Annotated in this window: 14 protein-coding genes; 5 read left to right on the top strand and 9 right to left on the bottom strand. The window is 61.1% G+C overall.

Going from position 1 to position 16,025, the window contains the following annotated elements:
- Positions 1 to 31 precede the first annotated feature (31 nt).
- From der to ndk, 7 genes are all read right to left on the bottom strand, one after another.
- Positions 32 to 1,429, bottom strand: a complete 1,398-nt coding sequence (gene der, locus DVJ77_RS13270; RefSeq protein WP_114845990.1) for a ribosome biogenesis GTPase Der — start codon at positions 1,427 to 1,429, stop codon at positions 32 to 34.
- Positions 1,430 to 1,449: 20 nt separating this feature from the next.
- Positions 1,450 to 2,646: an outer membrane protein assembly factor BamB gene (gene bamB, locus DVJ77_RS13265; RefSeq protein ID WP_191983697.1), complete on the bottom strand. Its 1,197-nt coding sequence runs from the start codon at positions 2,644 to 2,646 to the stop codon at positions 1,450 to 1,452.
- A 71-nt stretch (positions 2,647 to 2,717) separates the two neighbouring features.
- Complete coding sequence (locus DVJ77_RS13260; protein ID WP_114845989.1) at positions 2,718 to 3,368, bottom strand: YfgM family protein; 651 nt, start codon at positions 3,366 to 3,368, stop codon at positions 2,718 to 2,720.
- A 170-nt stretch (positions 3,369 to 3,538) separates the two neighbouring features.
- Positions 3,539 to 4,555, bottom strand: coding sequence for a helix-turn-helix domain-containing protein (locus DVJ77_RS13255; protein WP_114845988.1), 1,017 nt, complete (start codon positions 4,553 to 4,555; stop codon positions 3,539 to 3,541).
- The gene (gene pilW / locus DVJ77_RS13250; RefSeq protein ID WP_114845987.1) at positions 4,552 to 5,349 is read right to left on the bottom strand and encodes a type IV pilus biogenesis/stability protein PilW; all 798 of its coding nucleotides are present in this window, start codon (positions 5,347 to 5,349) and stop codon (positions 4,552 to 4,554) included. Before pilW ends, DVJ77_RS13255 begins: the two co-directional genes overlap by 4 nt.
- Positions 5,339 to 6,472, bottom strand: coding sequence for a dual-specificity RNA methyltransferase RlmN (gene rlmN / locus DVJ77_RS13245; protein WP_114845986.1), 1,134 nt, complete (start codon positions 6,470 to 6,472; stop codon positions 5,339 to 5,341). The genes pilW and rlmN overlap by 11 nt, the downstream gene beginning before the upstream one ends.
- A gap of 12 nt (positions 6,473 to 6,484) precedes the next feature.
- Positions 6,485 to 6,910 (bottom strand): nucleoside-diphosphate kinase, encoded by a 426-nt coding sequence (gene ndk / locus DVJ77_RS13240; protein ID WP_114845985.1) that lies wholly within the window; start codon positions 6,908 to 6,910, stop codon positions 6,485 to 6,487.
- A 244-nt stretch (positions 6,911 to 7,154) separates the two neighbouring features.
- On the opposite strand from ndk, the gene DVJ77_RS13235 reads away from it, so the two are divergent.
- The 3 genes from DVJ77_RS13235 to DVJ77_RS13225 all read left to right on the top strand — a co-directional run bounded on the left by DVJ77_RS13235 (position 7,155) and on the right by DVJ77_RS13225 (position 11,526).
- A complete protein-coding gene (locus DVJ77_RS13235) occupies positions 7,155 to 7,772 on the top strand; it encodes a TetR/AcrR family transcriptional regulator (RefSeq protein ID WP_114845984.1) in 618 nt (205 codons plus the stop codon).
- A 58-nt stretch (positions 7,773 to 7,830) separates the two neighbouring features.
- Entirely contained in the window at positions 7,831 to 10,203 is a 2,373-nt protein-coding gene (locus tag DVJ77_RS13230; RefSeq protein WP_114845983.1) for a 3-hydroxyacyl-CoA dehydrogenase/enoyl-CoA hydratase family protein, read from the top strand.
- Between the two features lie 117 nt (positions 10,204 to 10,320).
- Positions 10,321 to 11,526: an acetyl-CoA C-acyltransferase gene (locus DVJ77_RS13225; protein WP_114845982.1), complete on the top strand. Its 1,206-nt coding sequence runs from the start codon at positions 10,321 to 10,323 to the stop codon at positions 11,524 to 11,526.
- A 153-nt stretch (positions 11,527 to 11,679) separates the two neighbouring features.
- On the opposite strand, the gene DVJ77_RS13220 is transcribed toward DVJ77_RS13225, so the two are convergent.
- Positions 11,680 to 12,177, bottom strand: a complete 498-nt coding sequence (locus tag DVJ77_RS13220; protein WP_114845981.1) for a hypothetical protein — start codon at positions 12,175 to 12,177, stop codon at positions 11,680 to 11,682.
- Between the two features lie 490 nt (positions 12,178 to 12,667).
- On the opposite strand from DVJ77_RS13220, the gene DVJ77_RS13215 reads away from it, so the two are divergent.
- Complete coding sequence (locus DVJ77_RS13215; protein ID WP_114845980.1) at positions 12,668 to 14,251, top strand: SDR family NAD(P)-dependent oxidoreductase; 1,584 nt, start codon at positions 12,668 to 12,670, stop codon at positions 14,249 to 14,251.
- 11 nt (positions 14,252 to 14,262) lie between these two features.
- Here DVJ77_RS13215 and DVJ77_RS13210 read toward each other — a convergent pair whose 3' ends face one another.
- On the bottom strand, positions 14,263 to 14,904 hold the full coding sequence (locus DVJ77_RS13210; protein ID WP_114845979.1) for a trimeric intracellular cation channel family protein: 642 nt from the start codon (positions 14,902 to 14,904) through the stop codon (positions 14,263 to 14,265).
- Positions 14,905 to 15,119: 215 nt separating this feature from the next.
- Between DVJ77_RS13210 and DVJ77_RS13205 the strand changes: the two genes are divergently transcribed.
- Positions 15,120 to 16,004 carry an oxidoreductase gene (locus DVJ77_RS13205; protein WP_114845978.1) on the top strand — a complete coding sequence of 295 codons (885 nt, stop codon included), beginning with the start codon at positions 15,120 to 15,122 and terminating at the stop codon, positions 16,002 to 16,004.
- The last annotated feature ends 21 nt before the right edge of the window (positions 16,005 to 16,025 follow it).

Raw genomic sequence — 16,025 nt, 5'->3', positions numbered from 1 at the left:
GCACATCATGCGTGCTGCTGCGGCGATAAGCCTAGCGACGCTTTTTCATCTCGCGAACCAGACGCTGACGTTTGCGCTGCTGAGCTTCGGTAAGCACGTTTTTCTTGCCGGCGAAGGGGTTTTCACCATCGCGGAAATCGATGCGGATGGGTGTCCCCTCCAGCTTGAAGCGCTGGCGGAAGAAGTTTTCCAGGTAACGCCGATAAGCCGGTGCAATGTGCTTGGTGCGGCTGCCATGGATCACGATGGTGGGCGGATTGAGGCCACCCGGATGGGCGAAGCGCAGCTTCGGCGCATGCCCGCGCACCAACGGCGGCTGATAGCCTTCGTAGGCGCGTTCCAATGTCTTGGTCAGCTCGGAAGAGCCGATCTCCTTGGTCGCCGCCGAGTGGGCTCGAACGACGGCTCGCATCAGCTCACGCAAGCCTGAGCCGTGCAACGCAGAGATAAATACCTGTTTCGCCCACTCCACAAAACTGAGGCGACGCTCCAGTGCACGTTGGCACTGCTCGCGCTGGTAAGCATCCATGCCGTCCCACTTGTTGATGGCAATGACCAGCGCCCTACCCTCGTCCAGGGCATGGCCGATCAGGGTGAGATCCTGGTCGGCCAGGTTTTCGCGCGCGTCGATCATCAGCACGACCACCTGGGCGGCGGCCATCGACTGCAGCGTTTTAATCACACTGAATTTTTCTACCGCCTCTTCGACGCGCGCACGGCGGCGAACGCCGGCGGTGTCGATCAAGGTGTACCGCTTACCGTCGCGCTCCAACGGGACACGGATCGGATCGCGGGTCGTGCCGGCCACGCTGGAAACGATAAGCCGATCTTCGCCGAGCAAACGATTGATAAGGGTCGACTTGCCGGCATTCGGGCGGCCGACAATAGCCACGCGGATGCTGCCGTCCTCGCGTTGCTCGACCGACTCCTCGGTTTCCACCGGCAGCAGGGGCAGCGTGAGGGCGATCAGATCATCGGTGCCGCGGTTATGTGCGGCCGACAACGGCAGCGTCGCGGCGAGACCGAAAGAGGCAAATTCAGCCAGGGCGTTCTGCTCGTCCAGCCCATCGGTCTTGTTGACCGCCGCGATGATCGGCTTGCCGCTACGGCGCAACTCGTTGAGGATGCCGATATCTTGCGGCAGCAAGCCATCGCGCGCGTCGACCACAAACACCAGCACCTGCGCCTCGCTGATCGCCAGGCGCACTTGTTGCGCGGTTAAGGCATCGATGCCTTCATCGACACCGGACAAACCGCCGGTATCGACCACCACGAAGGATCGTTCGCCAGAACGGCACACACCGTAGTGGCGATCACGAGTGACGCCTGGCATATCGGCGACCAAAGCATCACGGCTGCGCGTCAGAACGTTGAATAGGGTCGATTTACCGACATTGGGGCGACCGACCAGGGCGACAACGGGCAGCATGATGGAAACATCGGTCCTAATTAATGCGCAGACAGACGATAGGCGCCAATACGGCCCTTCTCGTCTTCAACGTATACGGTGTCACCTACCACCAATGGCTGTGCCCGGATGGGCTTCTTCGACAGCTTCTCTCGCGCAGCTAGTGCGCCATCACCACTTTGCAGCCAGTGCACATAACCTTCCATGTCACCGACGACGAGGTAGTTGCCCTGAATGGCCGGGCCGGTGAGCCAACGGTACTTCAGGCTATCGTTCTTCCAGATGTCGGCCCCGCCGTTCTTGTCGAACGCCCACACCTGGGATGACTCATTGACGCCGTACAACGCGTTACCGAGTGTATCGAGCGAGGTGAAGGTGGAGAACGGACGCGTCCACAGAGGACGACCGCTGGGGCCGTCGACCGCAATCAAATTGCCGTGATAGGCGGCGCCGTACAGCGTGCTGCCGTCAAGCAGAATGCCGCCGTCGGCATCGTTCAGGCGATCGATCTCGGTACGGCCTTCGCCGCTGGCCAGGGTCTGTTCCCAAAGCTTTTCACCGTTGTCCATGCGCACCGCGACCAACTTGCCGTTGTCGCTGCCGAAGAACACCACGCCGTTGGCGGCCAGCAGCGGGCCGTTACCGCGCAAGCTGAGCAGCGGCACGGCGCTTTGATCGTAGGCCCAGCGGCGCTCGCCGGTGCTGCTGTCCAGGCCGTACAAACGGCCGTCCGTGGTACGTGCAACCACCAGATTGCCGACAATGACCGGCGAAGCTACGACCTCCGAGGACACCTTGGCCTGCCAGCGAGGGCTGCCGTCTTTCGCGCCCAGGCCGTAGACGTGGCCGTCGAGCGTGCCGACAACCAGCAGGTCGCCGGAAACCATCGGGCCGCCGGCGTAGAACACATCCGCGCGTTTTTTGTCGCCCCAGCCGAACCAGCCGTGGGTACGGTCGCTCTTGGTCCACAGCGTTTTGCCGCTCTGCGCGTCGAACGCGGCGAGCTTGCCATCGGTGCTGGCCGCGTAAAGCACGCCATCGGCGTAGGCAGGACGCAGGCGAATACCACTCTCGCCGGCACCCGCACCGACGCTGCTGCGCCACAAGCGGGTGACCTGCACAGTGGGCTTGAAACTCTTGTCGAGCGGCGTCGGCGGCTGGACGTTTTCTTTCTTGAATGAATGGCAGCCGGCAAGGGCGACCAGCGATGTCAGTGCGATCAGCAAAGCCCGCTTCATAACCATGCCCTTCTTCGCGCCGCTCTTGATAACGTCAGGCTTCATAGCATCCGGCTTCATTACATCAGGTTTCATGCACCCTGCTTTCCGGCCGTAGCCAGATCATCAATTTTGGTCTGCAAGGCGCCGTTTTGCGGCGCGTCCTCGCCCATCGCCGACTTGGCGGCTTGATAAGCCTGTCGCGCATCGTCGGCACGACCAAGCTTGACCAGCACATCGCCGCGTAGTTCCTGGCTGAGGACTTCGTAACTCTTTGCCGGCATGCGATCAAGCGTAGCCAGCGCATCCGCCGGCTTGCCCTGCGCAAGCGCCACCTGTGCCATCCGCAACTGGGTCAGCGACTTCAATTGCGGGTCGGTAGCGTGACTCTCGGCCCAGCCTAGCGACGCCAATGCCTTGTCCCATTGCTTGGCCTGCGCCTGGCGCTGCGCGCGGCCGCTGGCGGCGAACACGGCATAAGTCGTGTCGGCGTAGTCTTTGTACATCTGTTCGATAAGCGCGTCGGCGGTATCGGCCTTATTGGTCAACAGCGCGTTCTGAATTTGCTGATAAATCTGCGCCGCTTCAGCCTGATGTCCCGACTTGTGGTTGCGCCATTGCTGCCAACCGAAGATGGCAACTAAACCAAGCGCAATACCGACGACGATGGACAAACCATTCTGGCGCAGCCACTTTTGTACGCGTTCGCTCTGTTCGTAGTCGTCGTATGCTTCAAATGACATGCCATCACCATTCAAGAGGCCGCGCACCTGACATCACCTATATCGGCTGCTCTGATATGGGATGCACTGCTGCGGGGAAGAGGAAAAGCCGAGCCCGGCCTGCTCGTTCACGAGCAGGCAGTGCGCAAGCATAACCGATTGCGCTCTACAACGTTGGGCGAATGCCCAGCTTAGAAAGCAGCCGGTGTTGCCTTGCCGTCGCGCACTTCGATGCGGAAATGGGCAACGTTCGCCCGACGGTATCCATCCAACGCCAATGGCTGACCATCGAGCGTGATTTCGGCGCCGCTGGCATTGCCGAGACGTACTTCCAGCGGCTGGTCGCTACGGTAGGTTTTGGCGCTACCGGCCGGAAGCAGGCCGTATTCCAGGCGCGAGCCGGCTGGCGTCGTAACCTCGACCCAACTGGCGTTGGGCAGGTTCAGCGTCAAGCTGTGCGCACCGGCACCGGTCGTCGTCGCATCAGGCACCGTCGGCTTGGCCGGCTGCGTGCTGTCGCCGCCAAGAAACGGCGTCATCGAAGCAAGCAGAGGCTGTTCGTCGGCATGCACCGGAGCGGCGGGCGGCGTCTGTACGGCCGTGCTGACCGCCGTACCCGAGGACGATGTAGCCGCGGGCAATACCTGCTCCTGCTGCGCGACCGGCGCAGCATCGAGCGGCGCCAGATGACTGACGTCGCGATCCAGGGTGCCGCGCACGCCAAGCCAAATCGTCGGCACCACGATTGCCGCGGTCAGTACGACATAAGTCGCCGCACGCGCGTAATGCTCCAGCAGGTAACGCGAATGCGAAATACCGCCGGTGGCGACCAGGGCCGGCTCGTCCGGCTTGAGGCGCGCGCGCTCCGCTTGAATGGCTATCTCGTCGACACCGAGATAACGGCCGTATTTGCTGATATAGCCGGTCAAATAGACCTGATAGTCGATACCGCTGTAATCATCGCTTTCAAGCTGGCGCAGCACCCGCAACGGCAACTTCAAGGCATTCGCGCAATGGCTCAGATCCAGCCCGCGCGCTTCGCGGGCCGCACGCAAGCGCGCGCCGAAATGACTCGCCGCTACGTGGAACGACAAGGTCTCTACGCCAGCCCCTGGCATATCGGGCAGATCAATGATGGGTTGATCCAGAGCCGGCTTATCCGCGCCGAGGTTCGCGCGATCGATCGATGATGACTGTTTGGAGGTCATGGGCTTGCAGTTGCATCGAGGGCGTGCGCCTGCTCCGAATCCGGGAACTGGCTTTGCAGGCGCTTGCTATAAGTGAGGGCAGCATCCCTGTTGCCCAGACGAGATTCGACGTCATGGCCGAGCTTGAGCGCAGCAGGACTGGGCTGCCCCAGTGCATCGAAGCGCTGGACGAAAGCTCGCGCGCGGAAAGCGTCGCCGCGCTGGTAAAGCAAGTTGGCGATCTGGTACAGCGCATCGGCATTTTGCGGATCGACATCGATCGCCTTGCGAAAGTCAGCCTCGGCCCCGGCGTAGTCGTTGCTACGCATCAAGCAGTTGCCTGCATTGGACCAGGCGACAGCCGGTGTCTGATAGAACGGGTCAGCCACCGCCTTCTGGAAATACGCGACAGCTTCGGCGTTCCTGCCTGTTTTACACAGGAACGCACCTAGATTGTTATTCGCCGCACCCTTGCTCGGGTCTAGCGTAACCGCCTTGCGATAATGCAATTCGGCATTAGGCATATCGTTGATACGCTCGTACAACACCGCGACAACGGTGTGGGCCGGCACGTAATTGGGATCGAATTGCAGCGCCTTGGTGAGTTTTTCCAGCGCCGACTGCAAATCGCCGTTCTGCATGTATTGCTGACCCAGGTCCGTATGGACGCGGGCGGCACTTTCAGCCTGATCGGATTTGTTGGCAGGCGTCAGTCTGCTGGAAGACTCGCCGCCCGTACTGACACAACCAGCCAATAGCAGGATCAAGCTCGCAAAAATGAATTTTGTGTGGAGCTGAAACCGATCAAACCGCATGAATGACCCCCTCATCCAAACGCTTGCGAAACTCGGCCTGGCGACGGGTGCGATCCAGCACCTGCCCCTTTAGCTGACCGCAAGCGGCATCAATATCGTCACCGCGCGTGCGACGCAACATGGTCAACACACCGGCGTTGAGCAACTGGGTTTGAAAATCGCGAATAACCGTCGCATCGGAACGCTCGAAACGCGTACCGGGAAACGGGTTGAACGGAATCAGGTTGACCTTGCAATTAGCCATGCGGCGCATCAGCTTGATTAGCTGACGGGCATGCTCGGGCTGGTCATTGACGCCCTTCATCAAGGTGTATTCAAAGGTGATCGACGTGCGTGGCTTACGCGCCAACCAGCGATTGCACGCAGCCATCAATTCGGCGATGGGGTAGCGCTTGTTGAGCGGCACCAGCTCGGTGCGCAACTCGTCGTTGGCCGCGTGCAGCGACACGGCCAGGGATACGTCGATAGTCTCGGAGAGCTTATCGATCATCGGCACCAGGCCCGCCGTGGAAAGCGTGACGCGCTTGGATGCCAGACCGAAACCGAGGTCATCGCGCATCAGGCTCATCGCCTTGACCACGTTGTCGAAATTCAACAGCGGCTCGCCCATGCCCATCATCACCACATTGGTGATGCGGCGATTCTGGTGCGTGATGTTGCCCAGGTACTTCGCCGCCACCCACATCTGGCCGATGATCTCGGCCGTAGACAGATTGCGGTTGAAGCCCTGCGTCGCCGTGGAGCAAAACTGGCAATTGAGGCCACAGCCAACCTGCGAAGACACGCACAACGTGCCGCGGGTGGGCTCGGGGATATACACCGCTTCGATGGCGTTGCCGCCATCCATGCCTAGCAGCCACTTGTGCGTGCCATCGGCGGCGGCTTTGTCGAATACGGTCTTTGGCGGGCCGATATAGCAAGACGCCTCAAGCTTGGCTCGAAGCGTCTTGCCTACGTCGGTCATGTTTTCGAAGTTGTCTTCCAGGTGATGGTAGATCCACTTCATCACCTGCTCGGCGCGATAGGGTTTCTCACCGAGCTGCGCGAAAAAATCACGCAGACCCTGGCGATCGAAATCGAGCAGGTTGACCTTCTCGGTGGGTTGGTCCACTACCTGGTTCACAACGTCAAAACCTCAGCGTGTAAAGACTTCCGTCTCGGCAAAGAAATACGCGATTTCGTTCTTCGCCGTGTCGGCGGCATCGGAACCGTGTACGGCATTCGCGTCGATGGAGTCGGCAAAGTCGGCGCGGATCGTGCCCGGCGCGGCTTCTTTCGGATTGGTGGCGCCCATCAGATCGCGGTGCTTGAGCACGGCGTTCTCGCCTTCCAGTGCCTGGATGATTACCGGGCCGGAGATCATGAACTCGACCAGCGCGTTGAAGAACGGGCGCTCGCGATGCACGGCATAAAAGCCTTCGGCTTCTTTGCGCGACAGGTGCTTCATCTTGGCGGCGACGACCTTCAGGCCGGCCTTTTCAAAACGTGCGTAGATTTCACCGATCACGTTCTTGGCAACGGCGTCGGGCTTGATGATGGAAAGGGTGCGCTCCAGCGCCATAGTCAATCTGCTCCGGGAAAACGAAATGAGAATGTGATGGCCGATCTTTAAGCCGGCTGGTTCGGGGCTAAATACGTCATAGAACGTGGATTTAGCCCATGAAAGTCTGACAGATTCTAACTGATACGCAAGTCACCGCCTAATACCCGGGCCGATGCCTGAAACGTTCGTTTGACGGAGGCGAATCAGGTCGGATAGTCTCAAACGATCGTTTGACACTTTATCCCCACCACGGGACCCGAACGTGCAAAGCATTCCGCAGTCGACCAAAGAACGCATTCTCGGCGCCGCCGAGGTCTTGTTTGCCCAGCATGGCTTCGATGGCGCCTCGCTGCGCCAGCTCACCGCGGCGGCCGGGGTGAACCTGGCGGCGGTGAATTATCACTTTGGCTCGAAAGACCGGCTGATCGAAGAGGTTTTCCGCCGCCGCCTCGACGAGCTCAACGGCCGCCGCATGGCGGGCTTGGCCCGTATTGCCGGGCTCGAAGAAACCACGCTGGAGGATGTGCTGGGCGCCTTTATCCGCCCGGCACTGGAGCTTTCGCACGACGGCAACGGCTCGTTGTTCATGCGGGTGCTGGCGCGCGCCTTCGCCGAGCACGACGACACCTTGCGCAAGTTCTTGTCGGAAAACTACGGCCATGTAATGCGCCAGTTCACCGCTGAATTTGCCCGCCTGCTGCCGCATCTGAGCAAAGAAGAGCTGTACTGGCGCGTGGATCTGGTGACAGGCGCGCTAACGCACGCCATGTCCGGCTTCGGCATGATCCAGCGCAAAAGCGATGTGACCGAGCGCACCCATCGCGAACAGGCCGCCTCGCACCTGATCCGCTTTGCCGCCGCCGGCCTGAGCCACCCCTGATTACTCACCCAGAATTACTCACCCCAGACCATTCGTGTCCGCAATATCGGAGAAGCCAATGACTACAACACCGCTACGCATCCGCAAGGCCGCGGTACTCGGTGCCGGCGTTATGGGCGCGCAGATCGCCGCGCACCTGACCAATGCCGACGTCGAAACCGTGCTGTTCGATCTGCCCGCCAAAGATGGCCCCAAGAGCGGCATTGCGCTCAAGGCGATCGAGAATCTGAAGAAGTTGTCCCCTGCCCCATTGGCGGATAAAGACCGCGCGGCGGCCATCATTGCCGCGAACTACGACGATGACCTGGACCATCTCAAAGATGTCGACCTGGTGATCGAGGCGATCGCCGAACGGATGGACTGGAAGCTGGATCTATACAAGAAGATCGCTCCGCATTTGTCCAAGACCGCGATCATTGCCAGCAACACCTCGGGCCTGTCGATCAATAGCCTGGCCGAAGCGTTGCCGCAAGAGATGCGCCATCGCTTCAGCGGCGTGCACTTCTTCAACCCGCCGCGCTATATGCATCTGGTCGAGCTGATCCCGACCAAGCTCACCGACGGTAACGTGCTTGCGGGGCTCGAAGCCTTTCTGACCACAACGCTGGGCAAGGGCGTGGTCATCGCCAAGGACACCCCGAACTTTATCGGCAACCGCATTGGCGTGTTCTCGATGCTGGCCACCATGTATCACACCGAGCAGTTCAAGCTCGGCTTCGACACGGTCGACGCGTTGACCGGCCCCGCCGTCGGCCGGCCGAAAAGCGCTACTTATCGCACCGCCGACGTGGTCGGCCTGGACACCATGGCCCATGTCATCAAGACCATGGCCGATACGCTGGCCGACGATCCGTGGCACGAATACTTCAAGGCGCCGGTGTGGCTGCAAGGCCTGATCGATCAGGGCGCGCTGGGCCAGAAGACCGGCGCCGGCTTCTACCGCAAAGCGGGTAAAGACATTGTGGTGCTGGACGTCGCCAAGCGCGACTACCGCGTCTCCGAGCAAAAACCTTCGGACGAAGTAGCGGCGATCCTGGCGATCAAAGATCCAGCGGAAAAATTCGGCAAGCTGCGCGCCAGCGCCGATCCGCAGGCGCAGTTCCTGTGGGCCAGCTTCCGCGACCTGTTCCATTACAGCGCCTATCACCTGGCCGATATCGCCGATACCGCGCGCGATGTGGACTTCGCCATCCGCTGGGGTTACGGCTGGAAACTCGGCCCGTTCGAGACCTGGCAGGCTGCCGGCTGGCAGCAGGTCACCGGCTGGATCGCCGAAGACATCGCCGCCGGCAAAGCCATGAGCAAGGCACCGCTGCCGGCATGGGTCACCGACGGCCGCAGCGGCGTGCATGGCAAGGCCGGCTCCTATTCGGCCAGCGCCAAGATCGACAAGCCGCGCTCGCAGCATCCGGTCTACGCGCGCCAACTGTTTCCCGACCCGATCCTCGGCGAAAAATTCGAACAAGGCACCACCGTGTGGGAAAACGACGGTGTGCGTCTGTGGACCCTCGGCGACGACGGCGTCGGCATTCTGTCGTTCAAGACCAAGATGAACACGGTCAACGACCAAGTGCTCGACGGCATCCAGCACGCCATTGGTGTCGCCGAAGAGAAGCTCAAGGCAGTCGTGTTGTGGCAGACCAGCGAGCCGTTCTCGGCCGGCGCCGATCTCAAGGGCGCGCTGGGTCTGCTGCAAGCGGGCAAGCTCGACGCGTTCAACGAGATGGTGGCGAACTTCCAGCGCACCAGCATGCGCATCAAGCACTCGCTGGTACCGGTGGTTGCGGCGGTACGCGGTCTCGCGCTCGGTGGCGGCTGTGAGTTCCAGATGCACTCGGCGCGTACCGTGGCTGCGCTGGAAAGCTATATCGGCCTGGTCGAGGCCGGCGTTGGCTTGCTGCCCGCCGGTGGCGGCCTGAAAGAACTCGCCGTGCGCGCTGCCAAGGCCAATCCAGATGACCCGTTCGAGGCACTGAAAAAAGTCTTCGAGACGGTGGCCATGGCCAAGGTCTCCGGTAGCGCATTGGAGGCGAAGCAACTTGGCCTGCTGCGCGACAGCGACGTGGTGGTGTTCAACAACTACGAGCTGCTCTATATCGCCAAGCAGGTCGCTCATTCCTTGGCCGAAAGCGGCTGGCGCCCGCCGTTGCCGGCACGCACGATCCCGGTCTCCGGCGATGTCGGTGCAGCGACGTTCCATGCCTCTCTGACCAACATGCAAGCCGGTTATTTCGTCTCCGAACACGATGTCGAGATTGCCTTGCGCATCGCCGACACCTTGTGCGGCGGCAAGATCGAGCGCGGCTCACAGGTCGATGAAGAATGGCTGCTCGCGCTGGAGCGCAAGCATTTCGTGGAACTGGCGCAAACCGAGAAAACCCAGGCCCGTATCGCTCACACCATGACCACCGGCAAGCCGCTCAGGAACTGACTGCGCCCCACTCCCTCCCCGGCAAGGGGAGGGCCAGGGTGGGGATGGTTGTCCCCCACTCCGCGACCCAATCACTCGCCCGCATCCGCGCCTAGCGCGAGGGCAACGGAGAACGAAATGACCAAGCAAGTGCAAGACGCCTACATCGTCGCCGCCACCCGCACCCCGGTGGGCAAGGCGCCGCGCGGCGTATTCCGCAACACCCGTCCCGACGACATGCTCGCCCATGTCATTCGCGCCGTGATGGCGCAAGCGCCAGGCATCGACCCGCACCGTATCGGCGACGCCATCATCGGCTGCGCCATGCCCGAGGCCGAGCAAGGCATGAACGTGGCGCGCATCGGCGTGCTGCTGGCCGGCCTGCCCGATACCGTGCCCGGCGTCACCATCAACCGCTTCTGCTCGTCCGGCCTGCAGTCCGTGGCGATGGCCGCCGACCGCATCCGTCTCGGTGAAGAACACCTGATGCTTGCCGGTGGCACCGAGAGCATGAGCATGGTGCCGATGATGGGCCATAAGATCGCCATGAACCCGGCGATTTTCAAAGACGAAAACATCGGTATCGCCTACGGCATGGGCATCACCGCCGAGAACGTGGCCAAGCGCTGGAAGGTCAGCCGCGAAGCGCAAGACGCGTTCGCCGTGGAAAGCCATCGCCGCGCGCTCGCCGCCATCGCTGCCGGCGAATTCAAGGACGAAATCACCCCGTTCCAGCTCGACGATCGCTACCCCAACCTCGCCACTCGCGAAATCATCACCGACAGCCGCCGCATCGACACCGATGAAGGCCCGCGCGCAGGCACTACGGCCGATGTCTTGGCCAAGCTGAGAACCGTGTTCCGCAACGGCCAGTTCGGCGGCACCGTTACCGCCGGCAACTCGTCGCAGACCTCCGACGGCGCCGGCGCCGTGCTGCTCGCCAGCGAACAGGCGATCAAGGACTACAACCTGCAGCCCCTCGCCCGTTTTGTTGGCTTTTCCGTCGCCGGTGTACCGGCGGACATCATGGGTATCGGCCCGAAAGAAGCGATCCCGAAGGCACTCAAGCAGACCGGCATCAGCCAGGATCAACTGGACTGGATCGAACTCAACGAAGCGTTCGCCGCCCAGGCACTCGCCGTCATGGGTGACCTTGGCCTGGACCCGAGCAAGGTCAACCCGCTCGGCGGCGCTATCGCCCTGGGCCACCCGCTCGGCGCCACCGGCGCCATCCGCATCGCCACCTTGTTGCACGGCATGCGCCGCCGCAAGCAGAAGTACGGCATGGTGACGATGTGTATTGGTACGGGCATGGGTGCGGCCGGAGTGTTTGAGGCGCTTTGATTGATTCGCCCACCGCTCCTTGGAAAACCGTAAGCGCCTTTCCATACCAATACTGGTTATTCAATCATTGAAAATAAGAACGGCGCCGTAGAAATTACGGCGCCGTTGCTTTTGGTTGATACATCCGATGTCGGTCTTCATTACTCCATGGGATCAATAACCGCCCCTGCCGAGAAAACTGGAACCGATGGTGCAGTACTTGCCGCAGGATTTGCATTGGTCCTCGGCGCGCTTGAAGGTTGCTTTCTCTTGATCGGACAGTTTTGCCAGCTCCAACATATACGCTTCGGATCCAACACTACCCGCCATAAGCAGTTTTTCAGTGACACCGCTGGCGGCCATCGCAGCGTTATACATGGCGCCACATTGGCTATTTACGTAACAAAAACCGTCATGCACGGCCACATAAGATGTCCACCCCGCTTTGGCCATCTCCGATTTGCAGCTCACCGTCGCGCCGGACAAATAGCTCTCCAATTCACAATAGCCATCTTTGCAAGTCAGTCCTGGTCCGCACGTCGCCGTGTTGCCGACTGACTTCGCATAGCAAGCCTGACCCCTTCCCTGGTTTTTTATATCTTGCGCCAAGGAATTCAGAGAGAGCAGCAGCACGAAAACCAATAGACAGTAAGTAACGATATGCCTGGTCATCTTGAGTCTCCTTCGGGAAATAGAACCATTGTTTCGCCGTAACCCGTCCCATTCGGAGTCAACTACCTGCAGCATCCGTTGCAAACCACATGCGCCAAGTCGTGCGCTCGCGCGTAAACGCGCAGTGAGAACTTAGCCCCCCACGACATTGCGGTTTATTTACTCCAAGGAAATGCACGCGCTATTGGCCGACGACACCCCTAATTGGGCTTGCCATCGCAACATCTTGGATTTTCTCCCCTGCCCTATGACCACTGAACGGGCCACTGAACGCCTGCGGGCATGCGTTTCAACGTACATAGAACGTTGTTAATGAACCGTGATTAACATTCGGGTCAGAAGGCGCCGTCTCAAAGACGATGCCGTACGCGGATTCCAGAGCAAGCGACCGCCCCGGCCGACGCCATGGGCCGAAAACAGGCAAAATACGCGGTCTGCCCCGCGCGATACCCCGCGTTGCCGGCGCACCCCATAGACGACGGATAAGCACTTGACGATCACCACGGCCCCCCAGCCCCTGCCGGACGACGCGGATACTGCGTTGCTGGAACGCCTGCGCGCCGCAGCAGCACTACTAGAGTCGGTGGCTGCCGACCGGCAATTGCTGGATCAACTGCCAGCGGCCGACCGCGAGCGTCTGCATCAGGCGGTAGCCCAGGCCTACCACCCCGACCCGGCCGCCCGCCGCCTGAAACTCAAGGCAGCGGAAAAGGCGCGCAACGCATCGAAGATCCGCGCCGACGATACCGTACTGCATCAGACCGGCATCCGTGCGCTGCGCCGCAAGCCGGTATTCACGACACCCAATGTGTTCGCACCACTGGGCTTCGATCCGCACGACGTGGCCCCCGATGCCGACAGCTCGCAGCCGCGCGAATCGATCGAGCCGCAGCATTGCTATGTATGCAAGCAGAAGTATTCGGCCATCCATTTCTTCTACGATCAGCTTTGCCCCAACTGCGCCGCGTTCAATTACGCCAAGCGCACCGAATTGGTGGATCTGCGCGGCCGCGTCGCGCTATTGACCGGTGGCCGGGTGAAGATCGGCTACCAGGCCGGCTTGAAGCTGCTGCGCGCCGGTGCCGAACTTATTGTGACGACGCGCTTTCCGCGAGACTCGGCGGCGCGATATGCCGAAGAACCCGATTTCGGCGACTGGGGCCACCGCTTGCAGATCTATGGCCTGGACCTGCGCCACACGCCCAGCGTCGAGGCGTTCTGCAAAGAGCTGATCGCCACGCGCCCACGGTTGGACTTCATCATCAACAATGCCTGCCAGACCGTGCGCCGCCCGCCGGATTTCTACGCACACATGATGGACGGCGAAACCGCTGCGCTGCATGACTTGCCGGAAAATGTGCGCAAACTGGTGGGCAACTACGAAGGCTTGCGCAGCTCGCATATTCTTCCCGAAGCCGACGCCTCGGCGCTGGCACTCACCGGTAACAGCCATTCGAACCTTGCCGGACTGACTCGCGCCGCCGAGCTGTCGCAATTGCCGCTGCTACCCGAAGAACTGTTAGCGCAACAGCACTTGTTTCCCGAGGGCCGGCTGGATCAAGACCTGCAGCAAGTCGATCTGCGCGGGCGTAATTCGTGGCGCCTGCTGATGGCCGAAGTGCCATCGGTGGAATTGCTGGAGGTGCAGCTAGTGAATGCGATCGCACCCTTTATTATCAACGCGCGCCTCAAGCCGCTGATGCTGCGCACCCCCGAACGTGACAAGCACATCGTCAACGTGTCGGCGATGGAAGGCCAGTTCTACCGCAACTTCAAGACCACCCGTCATCCGCATACCAATATGGCCAAGGCCGCGCTCAATATGATGACGCGCACTTCGGCGACGGATTATCACAACGACGGTATTCACATGAATAGCGTCGATACCGGCTGGGTAACCGATGAAGATCCAGTAGAGATCGCCGCCCGCAAAGTCGTCGAGGAACGCTTCCACCCGCCACTGGATATCGTCGATGGCGCCGCGCGCATCGTCGACCCGATCATCAGCGGCATCAACAGCGGCAAGCATGTGTGGGGGCAGTTTCTAAAGGACTACCAACCTACCGACTGGTAAATTGGCGACGGCTATGGGCGCGTATCCTGCTGCGACTCGTCGGCGATATAACGCGCCACCGGCAGATGCCAGCGGTGCCGGATCGCCATATAGCGCAGGCCGAAGCACAGGCCTGCGCCGACCAGCGTGGTCGCGGTGGGCGGCAGTTGCAACAGACTGCCAAGCACCACCACCGCAGCTCCAGCCAGGGCGGCTACGGCATACAGATCGGCACGCAATACGGTGGGAATTTCCGTAACCAGCACATCGCGCAACATACCGCCGCCGATGCCGGTGAGCATGCCCAGCAGCGCGGCCATTGCCGGGTTGAGCCCGAATGCCAGCGCCTTTTGCGCACCGGCCACGGCGAACAGCGCCAGCCCTGCCGCATCGGACAATTGCACCGGGTTGCGCAACCGCTCTATGGTGGCGTAACGGTAAAACGTAATGATGCCGGCCAACACAGAAACACCGAGATAGCGCCAGTCGGCAATGGCCGCCGGCGGCGTGGCGCCGATCAGCAGATCGCGCGTGATGCCACCGGCATTGCCTGCCGCGAACGACAACACCAGCACGCCGAACAAATCGAGCTGACGCCGCACCGCGGTAAGCGCGCCGCTGAGCGCAAACACAAATGTACCGATGAGATCGAGCACCAGTAACAGCGTGTGCATCGTGAAACGCCTATCAAACCGAAAGTAGCCCTCTGTTTATCGCCAGCGTGACCGATGGTCAACCGCCGTGCCCTTCATCCCTCCACCTGCTTGCAGAGGAGGGAGCAACGCGTGCATTTGGCGCGATTGGATTATTTGCCCAAGCCACCTCGGCCTTAAGGTCTGCGCATCCCGGGCTTCTTCCCGCCCGCATGACCCCAGTCAGGAGGTTTCCCATGTCTCAGGTATGGCTTATCACCGGCAGTTCGCGTGGCTTCGGCAAGTCATTGGCGGAGGCCGTGCTTAGCGCCGGTCACTCGCTGATCGCTACCGCGCGCAATCCCGCCGACCTCACTCCGCTTGTCGCGCGTTATGGCAATCGCGTGCGCGCCGTGGCATTGGACGTTACCGACGCCGCCGCGGCACGCGTCGCCGTACGCGCGGCAGTGGATGCATTCGGCCGCCTGGATGTCGTGGTCAACAATGCCGGCTACGGCAATCTGGCCAGTATCGAAGAAGGCGACGATGCGGACTTCCGTGCTCAACTGGAAACCAATTTCTTCGGTGTACTCAACGTAACCCGCGCCGCGCTACCCATCATGCGCAAACAACGTAGCGGCCACATCATCCAGTTCTCATCCATCGGCGGACGCATCGGCGTACCAGGCATGGCTGCCTATCAGGCTTCCAAGTGGGCCGTAGAAGGGCTCTCAGAGGTATTGGCCAAAGAGGTCAAACCCTTCGGCATCCATGTAACCCTGGTCGAACCAGGCGGCTTCCGCACGGATTGGGCCGGCACGTCAATGACGGTCCACGCACCCGCTGCGGACTCGGATTACGCCCCTACCCTCGGCGCGATGATAAAGCTGTTGGAGACACACCGAGGCCGTCAAGCGGGCGACCCGGCCAAGGCTGCCCAAGCCATTCTCACCATCGCGAAAACACCCGAGCCGCCGCTGCGCTTGCTGCTGGGTTCGGATGCGGTATTCCTCGCCGAGCAACAGTCCGCACGAGTAGCGGCCGAAGATGCCAAGTGGCGTACGCTTAGCCTGTCGACCGACTTCGACAGTTCACCGGAAGCCATCGCGGAAAGCAGCCGCTTGCTGCAATCGCTAAGCTGAGATCTGCCCTGATAGGCAAGG

This window comes from Dyella tabacisoli (genome assembly GCF_003350925.1).
GTDB lineage: Bacteria > Pseudomonadota > Gammaproteobacteria > Xanthomonadales > Rhodanobacteraceae > Dyella_C > Dyella_C tabacisoli.
This window is presented reverse-complemented; position numbering and strand designations above follow the sequence as displayed.